Annotated in this window: 19 protein-coding genes; 10 read left to right on the top strand and 9 right to left on the bottom strand. The window is 65.9% G+C overall.

Translation table 11 applies throughout. The features are described 5' to 3' along the window. The first annotated feature begins 1 nt into the window (after window position 1). The 3 genes from BMX43_RS04700 to BMX43_RS04690 all read left to right on the top strand — a co-directional run bounded on the left by BMX43_RS04700 (window position 2) and on the right by BMX43_RS04690 (window position 4,690). A complete protein-coding gene (locus BMX43_RS04700; protein WP_091298985.1) occupies window positions 2-2,548 on the top strand; it encodes a penicillin-binding protein 1A in 2,547 nt (848 codons plus the stop codon). A 96-nt stretch (window positions 2,549-2,644) separates the two neighbouring features. Beyond that, window positions 2,645-3,772, top strand: coding sequence for a peptide chain release factor 2 (gene prfB, locus BMX43_RS04695; protein WP_091298982.1), 1,128 nt, complete (start codon window positions 2,645-2,647; stop codon window positions 3,770-3,772). Window positions 3,773-3,916: 144 nt separating this feature from the next. Beyond that, window positions 3,917-4,690 (top strand): DUF2189 domain-containing protein, encoded by a 774-nt coding sequence (locus tag BMX43_RS04690; protein ID WP_091297753.1) that lies wholly within the window; start codon window positions 3,917-3,919, stop codon window positions 4,688-4,690. A gap of 69 nt (window positions 4,691-4,759) precedes the next feature. Here the strand turns inward: BMX43_RS04690 and BMX43_RS04685 are convergent, their stop codons facing one another. The 4 genes from BMX43_RS04685 to BMX43_RS04670 all read right to left on the bottom strand — a co-directional run bounded on the left by BMX43_RS04685 (window position 4,760) and on the right by BMX43_RS04670 (window position 8,037). Then, window positions 4,760-5,236, bottom strand: coding sequence for a bactofilin family protein (locus BMX43_RS04685; RefSeq protein ID WP_091297750.1), 477 nt, complete (start codon window positions 5,234-5,236; stop codon window positions 4,760-4,762). Further along, window positions 5,226-6,563, bottom strand: a complete 1,338-nt coding sequence (locus BMX43_RS04680) for a M23 family metallopeptidase (RefSeq protein WP_091297747.1) — start codon at window positions 6,561-6,563, stop codon at window positions 5,226-5,228. Before BMX43_RS04680 ends, BMX43_RS04685 begins: the two co-directional genes overlap by 11 nt. Before the next feature lie 188 nt (window positions 6,564-6,751). Next, the gene (locus BMX43_RS04675) at window positions 6,752-7,579 is read right to left on the bottom strand and encodes a ferritin-like domain-containing protein (protein WP_091297734.1); all 828 of its coding nucleotides are present in this window, start codon (window positions 7,577-7,579) and stop codon (window positions 6,752-6,754) included. Continuing rightward, window positions 7,576-8,037: a peroxiredoxin gene (locus BMX43_RS04670; RefSeq protein ID WP_091297732.1), complete on the bottom strand. Its 462-nt coding sequence runs from the start codon at window positions 8,035-8,037 to the stop codon at window positions 7,576-7,578. The genes BMX43_RS04675 and BMX43_RS04670 overlap by 4 nt, the downstream gene beginning before the upstream one ends. Window positions 8,038-8,135: 98 nt before the next feature. On the opposite strand from BMX43_RS04670, the gene BMX43_RS04665 reads away from it, so the two are divergent. From BMX43_RS04665 to BMX43_RS04640, 6 genes are all read left to right on the top strand, one after another. Then, a complete protein-coding gene (locus BMX43_RS04665; protein WP_091298979.1) occupies window positions 8,136-11,438 on the top strand; it encodes a YhdP family protein in 3,303 nt (1,100 codons plus the stop codon). Next, window positions 11,435-12,481 (top strand): tRNA preQ1(34) S-adenosylmethionine ribosyltransferase-isomerase QueA, encoded by a 1,047-nt coding sequence (gene queA, locus BMX43_RS04660; RefSeq protein WP_091297730.1) that lies wholly within the window; start codon window positions 11,435-11,437, stop codon window positions 12,479-12,481. The genes BMX43_RS04665 and queA overlap by 4 nt, the downstream gene beginning before the upstream one ends. A gap of 101 nt (window positions 12,482-12,582) precedes the next feature. Next, on the top strand, window positions 12,583-13,821 hold the full coding sequence (locus tag BMX43_RS04655) for an MFS transporter (protein ID WP_091297728.1): 1,239 nt from the start codon (window positions 12,583-12,585) through the stop codon (window positions 13,819-13,821). Between the two features lie 81 nt (window positions 13,822-13,902). Next, window positions 13,903-14,472 carry a DUF924 family protein gene (locus BMX43_RS04650; RefSeq protein ID WP_091297726.1) on the top strand — a complete coding sequence of 190 codons (570 nt, stop codon included), beginning with the start codon at window positions 13,903-13,905 and terminating at the stop codon, window positions 14,470-14,472. 94 nt (window positions 14,473-14,566) lie between these two features. Next, window positions 14,567-15,961, top strand: coding sequence for a dihydrolipoyl dehydrogenase (lpdA, locus tag BMX43_RS04645; protein ID WP_091297722.1), 1,395 nt, complete (start codon window positions 14,567-14,569; stop codon window positions 15,959-15,961). Window positions 15,962-16,113: 152 nt separating this feature from the next. Further along, window positions 16,114-17,313, top strand: coding sequence for an MFS transporter (locus tag BMX43_RS04640; protein WP_091297714.1), 1,200 nt, complete (start codon window positions 16,114-16,116; stop codon window positions 17,311-17,313). On the opposite strand, the gene BMX43_RS04635 is transcribed toward BMX43_RS04640, so the two are convergent. Then, window positions 17,274-17,642 carry a rhodanese-like domain-containing protein gene (locus tag BMX43_RS04635; protein WP_091297710.1) on the bottom strand — a complete coding sequence of 123 codons (369 nt, stop codon included), beginning with the start codon at window positions 17,640-17,642 and terminating at the stop codon, window positions 17,274-17,276. The genes BMX43_RS04640 and BMX43_RS04635 overlap by 40 nt on opposite strands. Window positions 17,643-17,834: 192 nt before the next feature. Here BMX43_RS04635 and uvrA point away from each other — a divergent pair, with 192 nt between their 5' ends. After that, window positions 17,835-20,696 carry an excinuclease ABC subunit UvrA gene (uvrA, locus tag BMX43_RS04630; RefSeq protein ID WP_091297706.1) on the top strand — a complete coding sequence of 954 codons (2,862 nt, stop codon included), beginning with the start codon at window positions 17,835-17,837 and terminating at the stop codon, window positions 20,694-20,696. Between the two features lie 19 nt (window positions 20,697-20,715). Here uvrA and BMX43_RS04625 read toward each other — a convergent pair whose 3' ends face one another. The 4 genes from BMX43_RS04625 to mmsB all read right to left on the bottom strand — a co-directional run bounded on the left by BMX43_RS04625 (window position 20,716) and on the right by mmsB (window position 23,062). After that, the gene (locus BMX43_RS04625; protein WP_245749372.1) at window positions 20,716-21,111 is read right to left on the bottom strand and encodes a hypothetical protein; all 396 of its coding nucleotides are present in this window, start codon (window positions 21,109-21,111) and stop codon (window positions 20,716-20,718) included. 96 nt (window positions 21,112-21,207) lie between these two features. Further along, window positions 21,208-21,411, bottom strand: coding sequence for a YgaP family membrane protein (locus BMX43_RS04620; protein ID WP_091297702.1), 204 nt, complete (start codon window positions 21,409-21,411; stop codon window positions 21,208-21,210). A gap of 83 nt (window positions 21,412-21,494) precedes the next feature. Then, a complete protein-coding gene (locus tag BMX43_RS04615) occupies window positions 21,495-22,151 on the bottom strand; it encodes a Crp/Fnr family transcriptional regulator (RefSeq protein ID WP_091297699.1) in 657 nt (218 codons plus the stop codon). 38 nt (window positions 22,152-22,189) lie between these two features. Continuing rightward, a complete protein-coding gene (mmsB, locus tag BMX43_RS04610) occupies window positions 22,190-23,062 on the bottom strand; it encodes a 3-hydroxyisobutyrate dehydrogenase (protein ID WP_091297696.1) in 873 nt (290 codons plus the stop codon). Between the last annotated feature and the right edge of the window lie 2 nt (window positions 23,063-23,064).

Raw genomic sequence — 23,064 nt, 5'->3', positions numbered from 1 at the left:
CGTGGTCAGGTTCATCGGATCCTTCTTCGGGGCCATTTTCACATTGGTGACACTGGGGCTGCTGTTCACGGCGCTGTCGATTGGCGCGGTGTTCTGGATGTATTCGCGCGATCTGCCGAGCTATGAGCTGCTGACCCATTACACCCCTGCGACGATCAGCCGGATCTATGACGGCGAGGGCCGGATGATCGACGAATTCGCCGAAGAGCGGCGGTTGTTCGTGCCGATCGAGGATGTGCCCGATCTGGTGAAACACGCCTTCATCAGCGCCGAGGACAAGAATTTCTACACCCATCAGGGGTTCGATCTGATGGGCATGGCCTCGGCCGCGCTGGATGCGGCGCGGGGCGGGCGGTTGCGCGGGGCCTCGACCATTCCGCAGCAGGTGGCGAAGAACATGCTGCTGTCGGGCGACCGCACGGCAGAGCGCAAGATCAAGGAATTGATCCTGTCCACCCGGCTGGTGCAGGCGCTGCCCAAGGACAAGATTCTGGAACTCTATCTGAACGAGATCTATCTGGGCGCCAACAGCTATGGCGTGGCGGCGGCGGCGCAGACCTATTTCAACAAGCCGCTGCAGGCGCTGACGGCGGGCGAGGCGGCCTATCTGGCGGCGCTGCCGAAAAAGCCTGCCGAACTGCATCCGGTGCGGCAATATGACGAGGCGGTGGATCGCCGCAACTATGTGCTGCGCGAGATGCGGCAGAATGGCTATATCGACGCGGCCACCGCCGAGGCGGAAGCCGCGACCGAGTTGAAATCGGTGCAGCGCGGCGATTACGGCGCCTTCCGCCAGTCGCTGCCGCCGCGCGATTATTTCACCGATGAAATCCGCCGGCAGCTTTCCGGCTCGTTCGGCGAGAAGGAATTTTTCTCGGGTGGTCTGGCGATCCGCGCCACGGTGGACCCGGAATTGCAGGCCGCCGCCGCCAAGGCGCTGCGGGCGGGGCTGGAGAAATACGACCGGGGCTTGGGCATCTGGCGCGGCACCCGCAAGACCATCAGCGCCGATCACCTGGGCCGCGAGGCCGACTGGCGCAAGGCGCTGGCCGAGACGGCGGTGCCGCGCGACATCGAGGGCTGGCATCCGGCGGTGGTGTTGAGTCTTGGCGAGAGTGCCGCGCGCATCGGCATCGAGGGTGTGGAGGAGGATGCCGACGGGCATTTCATCCCGGCCGAGGACGTGGTCTGGGCGCGCAAGCGGCTGTCGGATGGCAAGCTGGCCAAGAAGGCCCGGGTGGCCGCCGATCTGGTCGATGTCGGCGATGTGGTGCTGGTGCGGGCGATCACCTCGGACGAGGACAACAGTTTCGTGCGCTGGTCGCTGCGGCAGGTGCCCGAGGTGCAGGGCGCCTTCATGGCGATGGATGTGTTTTCGGGCCGCGTGCTGGCGATGCAGGGCGGCTATTCCTATCAGGATTCGGTGTTCAACCGCACCACGCAGGCGGCGCGGCAGCCGGGGTCGAGCTTCAAGCCCTTTGTCTATGCGGCGGCTTTGGACAGCGGCTTTACCCCCGCGACCATCGTGGTCGATGCGCCGATCGAGCTGGACACGCCGCAGGGGTTGTGGCGGCCCAAGAACGCGTCGAACAAGTTCTACGGGCCGACGCCGCTGCGCACCGGGATCGAGCAGAGCCGCAACCTGATGACCGTGCGGATCGCGCAGGAAATCGGGATGGAGACGGTGGCGACCTATGCCGAACGCTTTGGCGTCTATGACCGGATGCAGCCCTTCCTGTCGAATTCGCTGGGGGCGCAGGAAACCACGCTGTTCAAGATGGTGGCGGCCTATGCGATGTTCGCCAATGGCGGCGAGCGGGTGGAGCCGACGCTGGTGGACCGGGTGCAGGATCGCTATGGCAAGACCGTGTATCGCCATGACACCCGCCGCTGCGACGATTGCGCGGCACCGGTTCTGGCAAGTGGCGCCGCGCCGCAGATCGTGTCGGAACGCGAGCGGGTGATGGACCCGATCACCGCCTATCAGCTGACCTCGATGATGGAGGGGGTGGTGAAACGCGGCACGGCACGGGGGATCAACCTGCCGGTGCCGGTGGCGGGCAAGACCGGGACGACGAATGACGCGAAGGACGTGTGGTTCCTTGGCTTCACCTCGAATATCGTGGCGGGCTGCTACATCGGCTATGACAATCCGCGCACGCTGGGCAGCGTGTCGGGGGGCGGGCTCTGCGGGCCGGTGTTCGAAAGCTTCATGCGCACCGCGATCAAGAAATATGGTGGCGGTGAATTTGCCATACCGCCGGGCGGGCATTTCGTGAAGATCGACCGGTTCAGCGGCGCGCGCCTGTCCGACGATGCGACAGGCGACAATGTGGTGGCGGAATATTTCCGCGACGGACAGGAAGACAGCTATGGCATCGGCCAGATGGTGGATGGTGGCTTTGCCATGGGCGCCAATCTGCCGCTGTTCGCGGCGGGGGAAACGGACAGCGGCGGCTCTTCGACGGTGACCACGGCCACGGGCAAGACCAAGGTCATCCCCAAGAAGGCCGATTTCGGCACGCTGTCTTCGGGCGGGCTGTACTGAACCTGCCTGCAGCGGGCCGCCTGTCCCTTGCCCGGCGGCCTGCAAGCGGGTATCACCCGCGCCAAGTTCCATACCTTCGACGGAAAGAGCCTTTTCATGCGCGCCGAGACCCAGAACCACGCCGAAGCCATCCGCAAGTCGCTGGCCCTGCTGGCGCAGCGCATGGATTGGGAGACGGCGCCGCATCGCCTGGAAGAATTCAACGCGATGATCGAAGACCCGAACCTGTGGAACGATCCGGCCAAGGCGCAGAAGCTGATGCGCGAGCGGCAGATGCTGATGGATGCCGTGGGCACCTACAAGCTGATCGACAGCGGGTTGCGCGACAATCTGGAGCTGATCGAGCTGGGCGAGATGGAAGGCGACGCGGAAATCGTGGCCGAGGCCGAGGCGGCGATCAAGGCGCTGGTGGAAACCGCGCGGGCGAAGGAACTGGAGGCGCTGCTGGACGGCGAGGCCGATGGCAATGACACCTTCCTTGAGGTGAATGCCGGCGCGGGCGGCACCGAAAGCTGCGACTGGGCCAGCATGCTGGCGCGGATGTATGTCCGCTGGGCCGAGAAGAAGGGCTACAAGGTCGAGATGCAATCCATGTCGGAGGGCGAAGAGGCCGGGATCAAATCGGTGGCCTACAAGATCAGCGGGCCGAATGCCTATGGCTGGCTGAAATCGGAAAGCGGCGTGCACCGGCTGGTGCGGATTTCGCCCTATGATTCGGCGGCGCGGCGGCATACCTCGTTTTCTTCGGTCTGGGTCTATCCGGTGGTGGACGACAATATCGAGATCGAGGTTCTGCCCAACGACATTCGCATCGACACCTATCGCTCGTCTGGCGCGGGCGGGCAGCACGTCAACACCACCGACTCGGCGGTGCGGATCACCCACTTGCCGACCGGGATCGTGACCACCAGTTCGGAAAAATCGCAGCACCAGAACCGCGACATCGCCATGAAGGCGCTGAAGTCGCGGCTGTATCAGATGGAGCTGGACAAGCGGAATGCGGCGATCAACGCGGCGCATGAGGCGAAGGGCGATGCGGGCTGGGGCAACCAGATCCGGTCCTATGTGTTGCAGCCCTATCAGATGGTGAAGGATCTGCGGACCGGGGTGGAAACCTCGGATACCGACGGGGTGCTGAACGGCGATCTGGACAAGTTCATGGCGGCGACGCTGGCGATGGATGTGGCGGGCAAATCGCGCGCCGAGGCCAACGCCGAGGGCTGAGACGCCCTGGGATTCTGACGGGTTTCCAGAAGACAGACGCGCGGGCGCAGGGGCTGGCGCCGAGCAAGGCATAGGCGCGGGAAAGATACATCTTTTCCGCGCCTTTCCCTCTCGCCTAAGCTGCGGCGAAAGAGGGAGGACAAGATGCCGCAGACCGAGACCGGGCCGCCGGATGTGCCGGAAATCAACGAGGTCGGCTTTGCCGATCTGGCGGCGAGCCTGCGGGCGGGGCTGCGCGACTTTGGCGCCGCGCCACTGTATGGGCTGGCGTTTTCGGCGGTCTATGTGCTGGGCGGCTGGCTGATCCTGTGGGCGGTGACCGCCAAGGGGCAATTGTGGTGGACGCTGCCCGCCAGCGCCGGGTTTCCGATCCTTGGCCCGTTCATCGCCTGCGGCTTTTACGAGATTTCGCGGCGCTTGCAGGCGGGTGAGGCGCTGCAATGGGGCGGCATCGCCGGGGTGATCTTTCGGCAGAAGGACCGGCAGATCCCGTCGATGGCGGCGGTGATCGTGGTGTTCTTCCTGTTCTGGAACTTTCTGGCGCATATGATCTTTGCGCTGTTTCTGGGCACTTCGACGCTGACCAATATCTCCAGCTCGTTCGAGGTGTTCCTGACCGGGCAGGGCTTGCTGATGCTGCTGATCGGCAGCGGCGTGGGGGCGGTGTTCGCCACGCTGCTATATGCGCTGACCGTGGTCAGCCTGCCCCTGCTGCTGGAGCGCGAGGTGGATTTCGTGACCGCGATGCTGACGAGTTTCGCGCTGGTGCAGGCCAATCCGCTGGTGATGCTGGCCTGGGGCGCGTTTGTCGGCGCCAGCTTGTTTCTGGCGATGTTGCCGGGGTTTCTGGGGCTGCTGGTGGTGCTGCCGGTGCTGGGCCATGCGACATGGCATCTGTATCGGCGCGCGCTGTCGTGAAACACGCAGGGGCCTGAAACGCGAAGGGGCGCCCGAAGGCGCCCCTGTTTGCCGTAGGGTGCGGGTTGCTTATTCCGCTTGCGGCGGGGCGATGGCCTTCACGCCGTTCAGCGGATCGTCCTGCCGCTGCACCGAACCTTCGAAATGCGCGCCGCTTTCGATGGCGATGGTCTTGTGGATGATGTCGCCCTCGACCCGCGCGGTGGAGGTGAGGCGAACCTTCAGCCCGCGCACGCGGCCGATGACGCGGCCATTGACCACGATGTCATCCGCCACGATTTCACCGCGGATGGTGGCGGTTTCGCCAACGGTCAGCAGATGGGCGCGAATGTCGCCTTCCACCGTGCCTTCGACCTGAATGTCGCCGGAGGTTTTCAGGTTGCCGACGACCGTGAGGTCGGAGGAGAGCACGGAGGCATTGGGTTTGGCTTTCAGCGGCGCGCCGAAATCCATGGCAGGCTTCGTCGCCGGAAGGTCGGGCGTCTTCGGCTTGTCAGCCTCAACCTGCTTCGGACCGGGTTCGTTGATTCTGCTTTTAGAAAACATTGCTCGCAGCCTTTATATAGGTCATCGGATCGACAGGGCGACCGCCGACATGGACCTCATAGTGGAGATGTGTGCCGGTGGACCGGCCTGAATTGCCCATATCACCGATCACGTCGCCGCGCGATACCCTTTGACCGACGGTCACATGGATTTCAGACAAATGTCCGTAAAGCGTGGTGAGGCCGAAGTCGTGGCGCACCTCGATGGCGCGGCCATAACCGTTCTTCCAGCCTGCGGTGACAACGGTGCCGTCGGCGGTGGCGGCGATGGGGGTGCCGTAGGAGCCGGCGAAATCCAGCCCCTCGTGCCGGCGGGCGCCGCCGTTGAACGGGTCTGACCGCACGCCGAAGCCGGAGGTGAAGCGGTAGCGGCCCGAAGGAATCGGGTTGGCGAAAGGCGCCTTGAAGGCGGCCAGCCGGTAAAGGTTCATCCGGTCAAGGCTGCCAAGGATGCCATTGGCGCGGGCCTCGTCGGGGCTGAGCGGGCTGCCCTTGGTGGAGACGATGGGCATCAGCGGGCCGCCCTGCCCGGAATAGCCGCTGCGCACCTGTTTCAGCAGCGCCTCGGGCGACAGGCCTGCCGCGCGGAACATGTTGTCCAGCGGCTCCATCGACACGGTGACGGCTTCTTCCAGCCGGGCGAAGATGGCGTCGTTGCGCAGTTGCAGTTCCTGCTTGGCCTCGGCGATGGCTTGCGTTTCCTCGCGCGCTTCGGTGGCGACGCGGGCCAGTTCATCGCGCTGTTCGGCGGTCTGTTTCAGCGCGCCGGACATGATTTCCAGCGTGGCCACGGTATCCTGCACGCGGCCCGCCTCGGTATGGGGCTGGCCGGTCGCGGTGAGTTGGGCGGCCACCCGGTCAATCTCGGCGCGGGCGGCGTCGCGTTCCTGGATGGTGCGGCGCAGGGTGTTCTGGATCACGTCGATGCCGGTTTCCAACTCCTTGCGGCGGTCTTCGGAGGCGAGGAGCCGGGTCTGCATCTGGCTCATTTCCGCCAGTGCCACGTTGAAGCGGTCTTGCGCGCGCACGGCCTCTTCGGCGCGCAGGTCGCGGTCGTTGGACAGGGCGGTGAGGCGTTGTTCGAACAGCGCCTGACGCTGCCCGGCATTGTCTTCGTCGGAGCCCGCCGCGATGCTGTCCATCACCACGATGGAGGTGGCGACGAAGGTCCAGCCGACCAGCGCAGTCGAGATGGCGAGGGCTGCGGCCTGCGTCATCGGGCGCAGGCGGATGAACCGGGTCGAGGCGTCCGATTTCAGGAACAGGCGTTGCTCGGGCAGGATGCGTTCGAGAGCGGCGTTGATCCGGTAGGAAAGGCGCGTCAGCACGTGGCAGGTTCCACTTCAGTTTTGCCCGTTCGCGTAAGGCAGCGCAAACAGGCCCGCCGCTTGGGTGGGAAGCGGCATATATCCCCCGCGCTGTGATTAAAGCGCGCCCGGCCCTGTCGCAACGGGTTTGGCGTCGCACAGGCGGAACGGTTCCGACAGCGGGCGGCAGATCGGCAATATCTCGCCGATCAGGGGGCTGCCGGTTCGTCGGACTGTTCGGCGAGGGGCCAGTAGAAATCGGGAGGCAGGCCCGCCTCGGCGCGCTTTTCCTCGTTGAAGGGGGGCTTCAGCGCACCATGGAAATAGTGGCGCACCAGTGCGTGGAACTGTTCTTTCGGGTCCAGCCCGTCGCGCCCGCACAGCCAGTTGAACCATTTGGAGCCATAGGCGACATGGCCCACCTCTTCGGCATAGATCACCGACAGCGCGTCGATGGCCTGTGTGACGCCCGCCTTGCGGAAGATCTCGATCATGCCGGGGGTCACGTCGAGGCCGCGCGCCTCCAGCACCATGGGGACTACGGCGAGGCGACCAAACAGATCGTCCACGGTATCTTCGGCGGCGCGCCACATGCCGGCATGGGCGGGCAGGGCGCCGTAATGGCTGCCCAGCGACTCGAGGCAGTCGCAGATCAGGCCGAAATGTTTGGATTCCTCATCCGCCGCCTTCACCCAGTCGTCATAGAAGCCGAGCGGCATCGGGACATGGCCGAAGCGGGCGAGGATGTCCCAATGCAGATCGACGGCGTTCAGTTCGATATGCGCCACGGCGTGCAGCAGGGCGATGCGGCCCTGCGGGCTGCCGGGGCGGCGGCGCGGCACGTCGCGCGGGGGCAGCAGTTCGGGCCGGGCCGGGCGGGCGGGGTGCAGCGGCGGCTGTGCCGTGCCGATGGGGAGCGGCGTGCCTGCGGCGCGTGCGGCGAACCACGCCGCCGCATGGGCGCGCGACAGCGCGCATTTCGCGCGCCCGTCGGCGGTGGTCAGCACCTCTACCGCCATGTCGGCCAGAGTGGTCATAGCGCCTGTGCTGCCGCCAGAACCTCGTCCACATGGCCGGCAACCTTGACCTTGGGCCAGACGCGGGCGACGTGGCCCTGCGCGTCGATCAGGACCGTGGCGCGTTCGATGCCCATGTAGGTTTTGCCATACATGCTTTTTTCGACCCAGGTGCCGTAATCTTCGCAGGTGGTGCCGGACTCATCCGACACCAGCGCGATGCCCAGCCCGTGTTTGGCGACGAATTTGTCGTGTTTCTTCACGCTGTCCTTGGAGACGCCGATCACGGTTGCGCCAGCGGCGGCGAAATCGGCGGCGCGGGCGGTGAAATCCAGCGCTTCGGTGGTGCAGCCGGGTGTATCATCCTTGGGATAGAAATATAGCACGACCTTGCCGCCGCGCAGGGCGGAGAGGGTGACGGTGCCGCCGCCATCGCGCGGCAGGGTGAAATCGGGGGCGGGCTGTCCGAGGTCGATCATGGGCGGCTCCTTGCCGGAAAGATGAAGGTGCTTGGGGTTTTAGTTGCCTTCCGGCAAAGATAAAGGCAACCCCGGCGAAAAGGGTGCAGAAGGCGACGATGGGCGAGAGCGAGGGCAAACAGGCAGAGCAGGGGCGGGCACCGCGCCGCAGGCGCCGCCGTGCGCGCTTTGGTCTGTGGCTGCTGCTGAGCCTGGGCCTGCTGGCGGCGGTGGCGGGTATCGGGGTGCTGGCGCTGACCGGGCGGCCCATCGCCTTGCCGGTCTGGGTGGTGGCCGAGGCGGAGGCGCGGCTGAATGCGGCGCTGCCGCTGAAGGATGCCAGCCTGTCGCTGGAGCGGATCGAGATCACGGTGGGGCGCGACTGGGTGCCCCGGCTGCGGCTGGAGGATCTGCGGCTGACCCGGCAGGGCGGTGGCACGATTGTCAGCCTGCCCGAAGCGCGGGTGGCCTTTGATCCGGCGGCGCTGCTGGAGGTGCGGTTGCGCCCATCGTCGGTGGTGCTGTCGGGCATGACGCTGCGGTTGCGGCGCGATGCGGCGGGGCGGTTCGATCTGGCGCTGGGGGATGGCACGGCGATGCGCCCGCTGGGCAGTTTTGCCGAAGTGCTGGACCGGGTGGAGGCGCTGTTTGCGGTGCCGCAACTGGCCGGGCTGCGGCAGGTGGAGGCCGAGGCGCTGTCGCTGACGCTGGAGGATGCGCGGGCCGGGCGGGTCTGGCGGGTGGGCGACGGGCGGCTGGTGCTGGCCAATGACCCCCAGACGCTGGGGATGGAATTTGGGCTGTCACTGGCCAACCCCGATGGCGTCCCGGCGCAGGCGCTGTTGCAGGTGACCTCGCAAAAAGCCTCGTCCGAGGCGCGGTTGCGGGTGACGGTGGACCGGGTGGCGGCGCGCGACATTGCGGCGCAATCGCAGGTGTTGGCGCTGCTGTCGGTGCTGGAGGCGCCGATTTCCGGCAAGCTGACGGCGGCGCTGGGGGCGGATGGCAAGTTGACTGCGTTCGAGGGCGGGCTGTCGCTTGGGGCGGGGGCATTGCGCCCCGAAGCGGGCAGCCGCCCGGTGCTGTTCGACAAGGCCGAGCTGGGGCTGGGCTTCGATGCGGCGCGCGAGGTGATCACGCTGACGCAACTGGATGTGCAAAGCCCGTCGCTGCGGGTGAAGGCGCAGGGCCATCTTTACGCGCCCGGGGTGCTGACCGGGCGGGCCGAGAGCTTTCTGGCGCAGGTGGCGTTCTCGCAGTTGATGGTCGATCCCGAAGGGCTGTTCACCGAGCCGGTGAGCTTTACCGAAGGGGCGGTGGATATGCGGCTGCGGCTGGATCCGTTCCGCATCGAGGTGGGGCAGTTCACCTTGCTGGGCGACGGGCGGCGCTTGCAGGCCAAGGGGCAGGCGCGTGCCGATGCGGCGGGCTGGCATGTCGGGCTGGATCTGGCGCTGGATGTGATCCGCCATGACCGGCTGCTGGCGTTGTGGCCGGTGTCAGCGGTGCCCAAGACGCGCGAATGGCTGGTGGAGAACGTGCAGCAGGGGCTGCTGCGCAATGTGAAGGTGGCGCTGCGGCTGGAGCCGGGGGCCGAGCCGCGCTTTTCGCTGGGCTATGATTTTCTGGATGGCGATGTGCGCTTTCTGAAAACCCTGCCGCCGATCCGCAAGGGCAGCGGCTATGCCACGATTGACGGCAACAGCTATACGATGGTGCTGGACCGGGGCGAGGTGACGCCGCCCGAGGGCGGGCGGATCGACATGGCGGGATCCGTCTTTTCGGTGCTGGATATCTTGCAGAAACCGGCGCAGGCGGAGATCCGGCTGAAGACAAAATCCAGCCTGACCGCAGCGCTGTCCTTGCTGGATCAGGAACCGTTCCGCTTTCTGACCAAGGCGGGCTTGCCGGTCGGGCTGGGCGTGGGGCGGGCCGAGGTGCAGGCGGTGCTGCGCCTGCCGCTGGTCAAGAAGGTGCGCATCGAGGATGTGTCCTATCGCGTGGACGGGCAACTGAGCGATGTGCGGTCTGAGGTGCTGGTGCCGGGGCGGGTGTTGACGGCGGACCGGCTGGCGCTGACCGCCACCCCGGCGGGGCTGGAGATCGGCGGGCCGGGGCAGATTGGCGCGGTGCCGTTCGAGGCGGTCTATCGCCAGAAATTCGGCCCCGAGGCCAAGGGCCGGGCCGAGATCACCGGCACGGCGGAGCTTTCGCCGCTGCTGGTGCGCGAATTTGCGCTGGGGCTGCCCGAGGGGATGTTGGGCGGCAAGGGGCTGGGCAGCTTTACCCTGTCGCTGCGCAAAGGCGAGCCGCCGCTGCTGGTGGCGCGGTCGGATCTGCGCGGGGTGAGCTTGCAGGTGCCGGAACTGGCGTGGCGCAAGGGCGCGGGTGTGGCGGGCAAGCTGGAGGTGACGGCGCGGCTGGGCAAGCCGGCGGCGGTCGAGGCGTTGCGGCTGGAGGCGCCGGGGCTGCAGGCGCAGGGCCGGGTGAGCCTGCGTGGCGATGGCGGGCTGGACCGGCTGAGCCTGAGCGAGCTGCGGGTGGGCGACTGGCTGCGCGCGCCGGTGGTGCTGATCGGCACCGGCAAGGGGCGGGCGCCGAAGGTGCAGGTGGCAGGGGGCGCGCTGGACCTGCGGCGGCTGCCCGATTTTGGCACCAGCGGCGGCAAGGGCGGCAGCACCACGATGGAGGTGGCGCTGGAGCGGCTACAGGTCAGCGACAGTATCGCGCTGACCGGGCTGAAGGGTGGCTTTACCACGCGCGGCGGCTTCAATGGCACGTTCAATGCGGCGGTGAACGGGGCGGCGGCGGTGCATGGGACGGTGGTGCAGGTGAAGGGTGGCACGGCGGTGCGCATCACGTCGGAGGATGCGGGCGGGGTGCTGGCAGCCTCGGGCATCTTCAGCCGGGCGCGAGGCGGTGCGCTGGATCTGCAACTGACCCCGACGGGCGAGCGCGGCTATTACAAGGGCAGCGCCACCGCCACGAATTTCCGGGTGCGCGACGCGCCGCTGCTGGCGGAACTGCTGTCGGCGGTGTCGGTCGTGGGGATTCTGGAGCAGTTGAATGGCGACGGGCTGGTGTTCAACGAGGCCGATGCGCAGTTCCGCTTGACGCCCTCGGGCGTGGAGATCAGGAGAGGCTCGGCGGTCGGCGCCTCGATGGGGGTGTCGATGTCGGGCACTTATGACAGCAACCGGAAGGTGTTTGATTTGCAGGGCGTCATCTCGCCGATCTATCTGTTGAACGGCATCGGGCAGATCGTCTCGCGCCGGGGCGAGGGGCTGTTCGGCTTCAACTATGCGATCAGCGGCACGGTGGAGCGGGCCAGTATCCGCGTGAACCCGCTGTCGATCTTCACCCCCGGCATGTTCCGCGAGATCTTTCGCCGCCCGGTGCCACGGCTGGAGAAACAGGGATGAAACTGTCCGATTTCGATTTTCACCTGCCGGAAGAGCTGATCGCGACCCGGCCCGCGAAACCGCGCCCGGCAGCGCGGCTGCTGCTGGCCGAGGGGGAGGCGATCCGCGATCTGCATGTGGCGGATCTGGTGGATATTTTTCGGCCTGGCGACCGGCTGGTGCTGAACAATACCAAGGTGATTCCGGCGCGGCTGACCGGGCAGCGGCAGCGGCAGTCGGCACAGGGGCCGGTGGTGGCCAAGGTGGAGATCACGCTGCTGGAGCCCACCGCCGCAGGCGGCTGGCGGGCGCTGGCCAAGCCGTTGCGCAAGCTGGCGGCGGGCGAGGTGATCGTGTTTTCCGATCAGCTTTCGGCCGAGGTGGTGCAGAAGGGCGAGACCGAGGTGGAGTTGCGCTTCAACCTCGCGGGCGATGATTTCGACGCGGCGCTGGCCGAGGCCGGGCAGATGCCGCTGCCGCCCTATATCGCCGCCAAGCGCGCCCCCGATGCGCAGGACCGCGACGATTACCAGACGGTCTTTGCCCGCCATTCCGGCGCGGTGGCGGCCCCGACCGCCAGCCTGCATTTCGATGCCGATCTGCTGGCGGCGCTGCGCGCGCGCGGGGTGGAATTTACCGAGGTCACGCTGCATGTCGGCGCGGGCACCTTTCTGCCGGTGAAGGTGGAGGATGTGACCACCCACCGGATGCATGCCGAATGGGGCGAGGTGACGGAAGCGGCGGCGGCGGCGATCAATGCCACCAAGGCGGCGGGCGGGCGGGTGATCCCGGTCGGCACCACGGCGCTGCGGCTGATCGAAAGCGCGGGCCGGGGCGGGCAGATGCAGGCATGGCGCGGCACCACGGATATTTTCATCTATCCCGGCTTCCGCTTTCAGATCGCCGATGCGCTGATGACCAATTTCCACCTGCCGAAATCGACGCTGCTGATGCTGGTGTCGGCGCTGATGGGCAAGGACCGGATGATGCGGGTCTATGACCATGCGATCCGCCACGGCTATCGGTTCTTTTCCTATGGCGATGCCTCGCTGCTGATTCCCTGAGGCGCGCAGCCGCCTGCCGATGTCGCCTTTGCCCCAGCCCAACGGGCGGGGCGTGCTATCCTTTCCCTGCAAAATTCCCTGCACAAAGCGGAGCCTGCCTCATGTTGAAAGTCATCGCCTCGTCCTGGCCGCTGCTGCTGGGCGTCATGCTGCTGATGGTGGGCAACGGGATACAGGGGTCGCTTTTGGGGATTCGCGGCTCGATCGAGGGATTCTCGACGCTGGAACTGTCGGTCGTCATGTCGGCCTATTTCGCGGGCTTTCTGGGCGGCACGCGGCTGGCCCCGACGATGATCCGGCGGGTGGGGCATGTGCGGGTGTTCGCGGCGCTGGGGTCGATGATTTCGGCGGTGATCGTGATCTATCCGGTGATGCCGGACTGGATGGTCTGGACGGCGCTGCGGGTGCTGAGCGGGTTCTGCTTTTCCGGTGTCTATGTCACGGCGGAAAGCTGGCTGAACAACACCGCCACCAATGACACGCGGGGGCAGGCGCTGTCGGCCTATATGATCGTGCAGATGATCGGCATCATTTCCAGCCAGATCCTGCTGAACGTGGCAGAGCCGACCAGCTTCACGCTGTTCGTGATCCCGTCGGTGCTGGTGAGCCTGGCCTTCATGCCGATCCTGCTGGCCGCCACCCCGGCGCCGACCTTCGAGACGATCAAGGGGCTGAGCTTCCGCGAGTTGTTCCGCATCTCGCCGCTGGGCTGCATGGGGATGCTGCTGACGGGCGGGGTGTTTGCGGCGATGTTCGGGATGGCCTCGGTCTGGGGGGCGAAGGCGGGGCTGAGCGTGCGGGAAATCTCGCTGTTCATCGGGGCGATGTATGTGGGCGGGCTGATCCTGCAATATCCGATCGGCTGGCTGTCGGATCGCAGCGACCGGCGGCGGCTGATCCTTGGCCTGTCGGTGGCGGCGGCGCTGGCCATGGCGGTGGCGACGGTGGTGGACCTGCCCTTCGTGGCGCTGCTGGGTATTGCCATGGCGCTGGGGGGGATCACCAACCCGCTGTATTCGCTGCTGATCGCCTATACCAACGACTTTCTGCAGAAAGAGGATATGGCGGCGGCGTCTTCCGGGCTGTTGTTCCTGAACGGGCTGGGGGCGATTTTCGGGCCGCTGGCAACGGGCTGGTTGATGGACAAGATCGGGCCGCATGGGTTCTTCCTGTTCATCTGCGTGCTGTTCGTGGCGCTGGCGGCCTATGCCGGCTGGCGGATGACGCAGCGCGCGGCGCCGCTGGGCACCGGGGGCTATGCGCCGCTGGCGCCCACCGCCTCGGCGCTTGCCGTGGGGGCGGTGATGGAACAGGCGGAAGACGCGCCCTCGCATCGCTGATAGCGCTAGCAGTGGCCTTGCCTGACCGAGCAATCCCTGTCAGGCTTCCCCCGACGGGCAGGGCGCCCCAAGGAAGATGCGATGTCTGACCCGGTGATGGTGCTGGATTACTGGCTGGGCGAGGTAGGCCCGGCAGGTTGGTATGCGGCCGGTGACGATCTGGATGGCGAGATTCGCGGGCTGTGGCTGGATCTGTGGCTGGCGGCGCGCGACGGGGGACTGGATCACTGGGCCGATGGCACGGTGGGATCGCTGGCGCTGATCATCCTGTGCGACCAGTTTCCGCGCAACATGTTCCGCGGCACTGCCGAGGCCTTTGCCACCGATGCGCTGGCCCGCGACACCGCGCGCAAGGCGCTGGCGGCGGGCTGGGATCTGAACGCGCCAGAGCCGGAGCGGCAGTTCTTCTACATGCCGTTCGAGCATAGCGAAGATGCGGAAGATCAGGCGCTTGCGGTGCGGATGATGGAGGAGCGGATGGCATCCGACCCGGAAATGGCGCTGCATGCCCGGGCGCATCAGGCGATCATCGCGCGGTTCGGGCGCTTTCCGTTCCGCAATGCCGCGCTGGGGCGGGAAAGCCGGATGGAAGAAGACGAGTTCTTGGCAGGCGGCGGATATGGTTCAATGGTAAACCATCTTCGTGGCTGAGCTATGCAGTGGCTGCATGTGCCCATGCTGCCAGCTGCATTGCTTGACTTTCAAGAATAGTTTAATGGCAAACTAATTTCCGAGGAGGGGAAGCATGGCTGCCAGAAACTTTGATGTGATCGTGATCGGTGCGGGCCCGGGGGGCTATGTCGCCGCCATTCGTGCGGCCCAGTTGGGCAAGAACGTCGCCATTGTGGAGCGCGAGCATCTGGGGGGCATCTGCCTCAACTGGGGCTGCATCCCGACCAAGGCGCTGCTGCGTTCGGCCGAGGTGTTTCATCTGATGCACCGCGCCAAGGAGTTCGGGCTGAAGGCCGACGGGATCGGCTATGATCTGGACGCCGTGGTGGCCCGGTCGCGCGGTGTGGCGAAGCAGCTTTCGGGCGGCATCGGCCACCTGATGAAGAAGAACAAGATCACCGTGGTGATGGGCGCGGCAACGCTGCCCAAGAAGGGCGTCGTTTCGGTGACCACCGACAAGGGGGTCGAGGAACTGACCGCCCCGGCGATCATCCTGGCCACCGGCGCGCGGGCCCGCGAATTGCCGGGGCTGGAGGCGGATGGCGATCTGGTCTGGACCTACAAGCACGCGCTGGTGGCCAAGCGGATGCCGAAGAAGCTGCTGGTCATCGGTTCGGGCGCGATCGGGATCGAATTTGCCAGCTTCTTCAACACGCTGGGCGCCGATACCACGGTGGTCGAGGTGATGGACCGCGTGCTGCCGGTGGAAGATGCCGAGATCAGCGCCTTTGCCAAGAAGAGCTTCGTCAAGCAAGGCATGAAGATCCTTGAGAAAACCACGGTGAAGAAGCTGGATCGCAGCCCCGGCAAGGTGGTGGCGCATCTGGAAGATGCCAAGGGCACCACGACGCAGGAGTTTGACACGGTGATTTCCGCCGTGGGGATCATCGGCAATGTCGAAGGTCTGGGGCTGGAAGCGCTTGGCGTGAAGATCGACCGGACGCATGTGGTGACGGATGAATATTGCCGTACCGGGGTGGAAGGTCTGTTCGCCATCGGCGACATCGCGGGCGCGCCCTGGCTGGCGCACAAGGCCAGCCATGAAGGCGTGATGGTGGCCGAGCTGATCGCGGGCGGCCATCCGCATCCGATCAAGCCGAACTCCATCGCGGGCTGCACCTATTGCCACCCGCAGGTCGCCTCGGTCGGGCTGACGGAACAGAAGGCCAAGGACGCGGGCTATACGATCAAGGTCGGCCGCTTCCCCTTCATCGGCAACGGCAAGGCGATTGCCCTGGGCGAGGCCGAGGGTCTGGTGAAAACCGTGTTCGACGCGAAAACCGGCGAGCTGCTGGGCGCCCATATGATCGGCGCCGAGGTGACCGAGTTGATTCAGGGCTATGTCGTGGGCCGGGCGCTGGAAACCACCGAAGAAGACCTGATGAACACCGTCTTCCCGCATCCGACGCTGAGCGAGATGATGCACGAGGCGGTGCTGGATGCCTATGGCCGCGCGTTGCATTTCTGATGCGGGTGCGCCGAATCCCCGGCGCTTCTGCCTTCATCTTGGTTCAAATATCCCACGGGGGTCCGGGGGCGTGAAGCCCCCGGTCTGCCCGCACCGCCCGCGCCACGTTTTCCATCTGGCCCCGGCAGCACCACCGCGCTAGGTCTGGCGGCATGAAATCCGTTTCTTCCTTCTGGCTGGTCATCGCGCTGTGGGGCGCGGGCTTGGGCGCTGCGGCGCAATTCGGCAAGATGTCGGTGATCCATGATCTGTCGGCGCTGCGCTATCCGTTGGCCGGGCCGATGGCGCTGGGGTTGCTGGTGTCGATCATCGGCTTTCCGGGGCTGATCTTCGGCACCACGGCGGGGATTTTCGTACAGGGACTGGGCTATCGCCGGGTGCTGGTGGCGGCGCTGGCGCTGGGGGCGGTGCTGTCGCTGGTGCAGGCGCCGATGCTGCCGCTGCCGCTGATGCTGGGGCTGCGGGTGATCGAGGGGCTGTCGCATCTGGCGATTGTGGTGGCGGCGCCGGTGCTGATCGCACAGGTGGCGCCGGTGGCACGGCAGGGGTTGGCGATGACCCTGTGGTCGAGCTTTTTCGGCGTGACCTATGCGGTGATGGCGCTGCTGGGCCGCCCGCTGGCCGAGGCGATGGGGCCGGGCGCGCTGTTGCTGGCGCATGGCGCCTATATGGCGGGGTTTGCGCTGTTGCTGGCGCGGCTGCTGCCCGCCGATCCGCCGCGCGGCGGGTTGAACCTGTCGCCGGAGGCGGTGTTGCGCCAGCATGGCACGATTTACGCCTCGCCCCGGATCGCGGCGCCAGCGATGGGGTTCGTGTGCTACACGATCACCTATGTTGCGGTGCTGACGCTGCTGCCGCCGTTTGCCGGGCCGGGGCTGCAGGCGCTGCTGGCCACCGCCATGCCGCTGACCAGCATTGCCGTGTCGTTGACGCTGGGCGTCTGGCTGCTGGGGCGGATGAGCGCGGTGCGGGTGGTGGTGCTGGGCTTTGCCGTGGCGGTGCTGGCGGCGGCGGTGCTGGGCGTGGTCTGGGGGCAGGCGGCGTCGATGATCGCCGCCTGTCTGGTGATTGCCGCCGCGCTTGGCGTGGTGCAGGGCGCCTCTTTCGCGTCCATCCCGCAGTTGAACGCGGCGGGGGCAGACCGGGCGCAGGCCGCAGGGGCCGTGGCGCAACTGGGCAATCTGGGCACCACGACCGGCACGCCGCTGTTGTCGGCGCTGATCCTTGGCTTTGGCAGCACGGGGCTGGCGGGCTTCATCCTGGGCTTTTCAGCGCTGGGGATTGCCCTGCATCTGTGGCAGGGCTGGCGCCGTCAGACCCGTTCGACCGCGCCGCCGCCCGCCTGCCAGTGACCAAGGCCGCCAAGGTTATAGACCTGCGTGAAGCCCATGCGCAGCAGCGCATCGCCTGCCATGCCCGACCGCCCGCCGGACGCGCAATAAAGGCAGATCGCGGTCTCGGTGGTCAGGCCCTTGGGCAGTTCGCCCATCTGCGGGTTCAGTTTGGTTTGCAGCACGGCCAGCGGCACATGCAGCGCGCCCTTGGCCTTGCCTGAGGATTTCAGTTCCGAAATATCGCGCACGTCGATCAGGGTGAGTTCACCCTTGGCGGCGCGGGCTACGGCCTCGGCCGGGGCGATGGGCTGCACGCGCGGGCCGGAGGATTTGAAGAAGGACAGCATGGGGCACCTCTTGGGAAGCATTTACATTCAAATAAATGAATGTGTGTGTTTTGCAAGTCCGTTACGCGCCCGCCGGAGAAAAATCGCGCAAAGGTGAGGAAAAGCAGATCCGTTCATAGATTGTTCACGTTTTCCGATTGGAGACTCGGCCAGCATGCCCTAAATCTGACGCGGAACGATTTGGGTGCGGAAATGGCGGAACAGAAGTTCATCGAGGTGCGCGGCGCGCGCGAACATAACCTGAAGGGCGTCGATCTCGACATTCCGCGCGATCAGTTCGTGGTGATCACCGGGCTTTCGGGGTCTGGCAAATCCTCGCTGGCATTTGACACGGTCTATGCCGAAGGGCAGCGCCGCTATGTGGAAAGCCTGAGCGCCTATGCGCGGCAGTTCCTGGATATGGCGGGCAAGCCGGATGTCGATCACATCTCGGGGCTGTCGCCGGCGATTTCGATCGAACAGAAGACCACCTCGAAAAACCCGCGCTCGACCGTCGGCACGGTGACCGAGATCTACGATTACCTGCGCCTGCTGTTCGCCCGCGTCGGCACGCCCTATAGCCCGGCGACCGGCCTGCCGATCACCGCGATGCAGGTGCAGGACATGGTGGATGCCGTGCTGGCGATGGAGGAGGGCACGCGCGCCTATCTGCTGGCCCCCATCGTGCGCGACCGCAAGGGCGAGTATCGCAAGGAATTTCTGGAGCTGCGCAAGCAGGGCTTCCAGCGGGTGAAGGTGGACGGGCAGTTCTACGAGCTGGACGAGCCGCCGACGCTGGACAAGAAGTTTCGCCATGACATCGACGTGGTGGTGGACCGGATCGTGGTGCGCGGCGATATCGCCACGCGGCTGGCCGACAGTTTCCGCACGGCGCTGGATCTGGCCGACGGGATCGTGGTGCTGGAAACCGCCCCCAGCGAAGGCGAGCCGGAGCGCAAGACGTTTTCGGAAAAATTCGCCTGCCCGGTATCGGGCTTCACCATTGCCGAGATCGAGCCGCGGCTGTTTTCCTTCAACGCGCCGCTGGGCGCTTGCCCGGCCTGTGACGGGCTGGGGGTGGAGCTGTTCTTTGACGAACGGCTTGTGGTGCCGGATCAGGGGCTGACGCTGGCGCAGGGGGCGATTGCGCCCTGGTCGAAATCGAAAAGCCCGTATTTCCTGCAGACCATCGAGGCGCTTGCCAAGCATTACGGTTTCGACAGGAAGAAGAAGTGGAAAGACCTGCCGGACCAGGTGAAGGAGCTGTTCCTGCGCGGGTCGGGCGGCGAGGAGATCACCTTCCGCTATGACGAGGGCGGGCGGATCTATCAGGTGAGCCGGGTGTTCGAGGGCGTGATCCCGAACATGGAACGGCGCTACCGCGAGACCGACAGCGCCTGGTCGCGCGAGGAGATGGAGCGCTATCAGAACAACCGGCCCTGCGGCACCTGCCACGGTTACCGGCTGAAACCCGAGGCGCTGGCGGTGCGCATCGCCGGGTTGCATGTGGGGCAAGTGGTGCAAATGTCGATCAAGGAGGCTTATGCCTGGATCGGCACGGTGCCCGACAGCCTGAGCAACCAGAAGAACGAGATTGCGAAGGCGATTCTGAAGGAAATCCGCGAACGCCTTGGATTCCTTGTGAATGTCGGGCTCGACTATCTGACGCTTTCCCGCAATGCGGGCACGCTGTCGGGCGGCGAAAGCCAGCGCATCCGGCTGGCGAGCCAGATCGGTTCCGGGCTGACCGGCGTGTTGTATGTGCTGGACGAGCCGAGCATCGGCCTGCACCAGCGCGACAATGACCGGCTGCTGACCACGCTGAAAAACCTGCGCGATCAGGGCAATACCGTGCTGGTGGTGGAACATGACGAAGACGCGATCCGCGAGGCGGATTATGTGTTCGACTTTGGCCCCGGCGCCGGGGTGCATGGCGGGCAGGTGGTGGCGCATGGCACACCGGCGCAGATCATGGCCGATCCGGCCAGCCTGACCGGGCAATATCTGAGCGGCGTGCGCGAGATCGCGGTGCCGCGTGTCCGGCGCGAGGGGAGCGGGAAAAAGCTGACCGTGGTGGGGGCTTGCGGCAACAACCTCAAGAACATTACCGCCGATTTTCCGCTGGGCAAGTTTGTCTGCGTGACCGGGGTTTCGGGCGGCGGCAAATCGACGCTGACCATCGAGACGCTGTTCAAGACCGCCGCCAGCCGGTTGAACGGCGCGCATGAGACGCCGGCACCCTGCGAGACGATCAAGGGGTTCGAGCATCTGGACAAGGTGATCGACATCGACCAGCGGGCGATCGGGCGGACGCCGCGGTCGAACCCGGCCACCTATACCGGCGCCTTCACCCCGATCCGCGAGTGGTTCGCGGGGCTTCCCGAGGCCAAGGCGCGCGGCTATCAGGCCGGGCGGTTCAGCTTCAACGTCAAGGGCGGGCGCTGCGAGGCGTGCCAAGGCGATGGTGTCATCAAGATCGAGATGCACTTCCTGCCCGATGTCTATGTGACCTGCGAGACCTGCAAGGGCCATCGCTATAACCGTGAAACTTTGGAAGTTCGCTTCAAGGGCAAGAACATAGCCGACGTTCTTGACATGACATGTGAAGATGCGCGCGAGTTCTTTCAGGCGGTGCCCAGCATCCGCGACAAGATGGAAGCGCTGTGTCAGGTGGGGCTTGGCTATATCAAGGTCGGCCAGCAGGCCACTACGCTGTCAGGCGGCGAGGCGCAGCGGGTGAAGCTGTCGAAAGAGTTGAGCCGCCGGGCGACGGGGCGCACGCTGTATATTCTGGATGAACCGACCACGGGGCTGCATTTCGAGGATGTGCGCAAGCTGCTGGACGTGCTGCACGAGTTGGTCGAGCAGGGCAATACCGTGGTGGTGATCGAACACAATCTGGATGTGGTGAAAACCGCCGACTGGGTGATCGACATCGGGCCGGAGGGCGGCGATGGCGGCGGGCGGATCGTGGCGACCGGCACACCGGAACAGGTGGCAAAGGTCGAGGCCAGCCATACCGGGCGCTATTTGAAGCCCTTGTTGCAGAAGAAGAAAAAGCTGGCGGCGGAGTGATCCGCCGCCGCGTCTGTGGTCAGTTCAGCAGGGCCGAGACCAAGCCGGTGATCGCCAGAACCTGCAGCGTGTTGCTGTCCACCTGATAGACATAATCACCCAGCCGGTAATAGGTGCCGTCCGTCAGCCCATAGCGATAGGGATCGCGGATGAGGATATAGTCCCCCTCCAGCCGGTCCCCGACCTCATAGTGATACTGCTTTTTGGCCTGACCGGGCGGAATGCAGGGCGGGTTCTTCTTGGCCAGGCCCGGGGGGCAGGCGCCGGTGGCCGGATTGGCCACATGCATTGGCACGGCCTTGTTGCCGTGCGGCTGTTTGTCCTGTCCGTTGCCCTTGCCATCGGCAAGCACAGGGGCTGCAAGTCCAAGGACCAACGCGGCCAAAAAGCCGGTTCGGATCATGGGTTTAAACATGGAATGTCTCCTGTTCTGTTACGGAGAACAATGCCCATGTCGCCATCCGGGTTCCAGAGCGGGCCGGGCCATCGGCGCCAACCCGCCTGTTCGGGGTCAGACCTTGCGCGGGCAGGTGTTCATGCCGATGACCGAGTAGAGCGGGCAGGTGCCCAGCAGCCCGGTCAGCAGCGGCACGATGCCGATCAGCTTGGCGTAATGCCAAAAGCCGGTGCCCTGATCGACGAAGAACCAGACCAGCAGAGCCGCGCCGATCACGATGCGCAGGATCTTGTCGATGCCGCCAACATTGTTTGCCATGTCGAACTTCCTTCTTTGCACACCCGTCACCCGGGCCATGAAGCAAAGTTAGGCCGAATCAGCGCCTGCCGTCTGTGATCTGGTCACATATCCGCGTCGGAGCGGGCGATTTCTTCCAGCGCTGCGGGGGAAAGCAGCAGTACCCGGCCCCGTTCGACGGTGACGAGGCCCTTGCGGGCCAGCGCCTCCAGCCGCCGCGACACCACTTCGCGGGCTGATCCGATGCGGGTGGCCAGTTCGGATTGCGTCGCGTGCACCGCGCCGCCTTGTGCCAGATCCAGCAGGGCGCCGGCCAGCCGCGCCTCGACCCGCTGGAAGGCGAGGCGTTCCAGAAGCTGGGTCATGCCCTGCATCCGCTGGCCGAAGGCGCGAAAGACGAAGCGGCGGAAGGCGGGCGAGTCGTCCATCAGCGAGAGGAACAGGCCGCGCGGGATCATCACGGCGCGGCAGGGCGTGGCGGTCAGCGCCTCGCCTGAATAGGCCTCGTCGCCCAGCAGGCCGAGCGTGGTCTGCACGCAGCTTTGGCCGGGTTCGACGGCGTAAAGCAGGATTTCGCGCCCGGAGGGGCCGGTGAGGAACACCTCCACCCGGCCCTCCAGCACCATCAGAAAGCCCTGCGCCCGGTCGCCCGCGTGAAACAGCGGCGTGCCCTGCGGGAGGCTGCGCGGCGGCAGCGCCTCCAGTGCGGCGATCTGGGGGCGGGTGAGGTCTGCGAGGTCGGCGGTGTGAACCCAGGTCATGCCCCCGGCATAGCGGGCACCGGGGGCAGCGCCAAGGGTCAGCCGCGATGACGGGCGCTGAAACGTGGCAGCATGGCCGAGAAGTCGCGCCCCTTGCCGTCTTCCTCTTCGACGAAGCGGCGGTAGAGGTCGGCGGCGAGTTGGCCCATCGGGGTATCGGCATCGGCGCTTTCCGCCGCCTGCTGGCTGAGCCGCAGGTCTTTGAGCATCAGTTCCGATGCGAAACCGGGCTTGTAATCGTTGTCGGCGGGCGATTTCGGGCCGACACCGGGGGCCGGGCAATAGGCGTTCATCGTCCAGCTATAGCCCGAGGAGGTGGAGACGACATCGAACATCTTCTGCCGGTCCAGCCCCAGCTTGTCGGCCAGCGCGAACGCCTCGCAGGTGGCGATCATGGTGACACCGAGGATCATGTTGTTGCAGATCTTGGCGGCCTGCCCGGCGCCCGAAGTGCCGCAATGCACGGCCTTTTGCCCCATGATGTCGAACAGCGGTTTGACGGTGGCAAAAGCGGCATCCGACCCGCCGACCATGAAGGTCAGCGTGCCCGCCGCAGCCCCGCCGACGCCGCCCGACACCGGCGCATCCAGCGCGCCAAGGCCTGCCGCCTCGGCCTGTGCGGCCACGGCGCGGGCGCTGTCCACATCCACGGTGGAGCAATCACACAGCACGGCGCCGGGTTCCATGGCGGGGATGACCTCGGCCGCCACGGCGCGCAGGATGGCGCCGTTGGGCAGCATGGTCAGCACCACGTCGGCGCCGCTGGCGGCCTCGGTCGCGGTGGCGGCGCGGGTCACGCCTTCGGGCATCGGGGCGGCAAGGTCGAAGCCCCGCACCTCATGCCCCGCTTTCGCAAGATTGGCGGCCATGGGGCCACCCATATTGCCCAAACCGATGAAACCGATGCGCATGG

Source organism: Gemmobacter aquatilis (assembly GCF_900110025.1).
Taxonomy (GTDB): domain Bacteria; phylum Pseudomonadota; class Alphaproteobacteria; order Rhodobacterales; family Rhodobacteraceae; genus Gemmobacter; species Gemmobacter aquatilis.
This window is presented reverse-complemented; position numbering and strand designations above follow the sequence as displayed.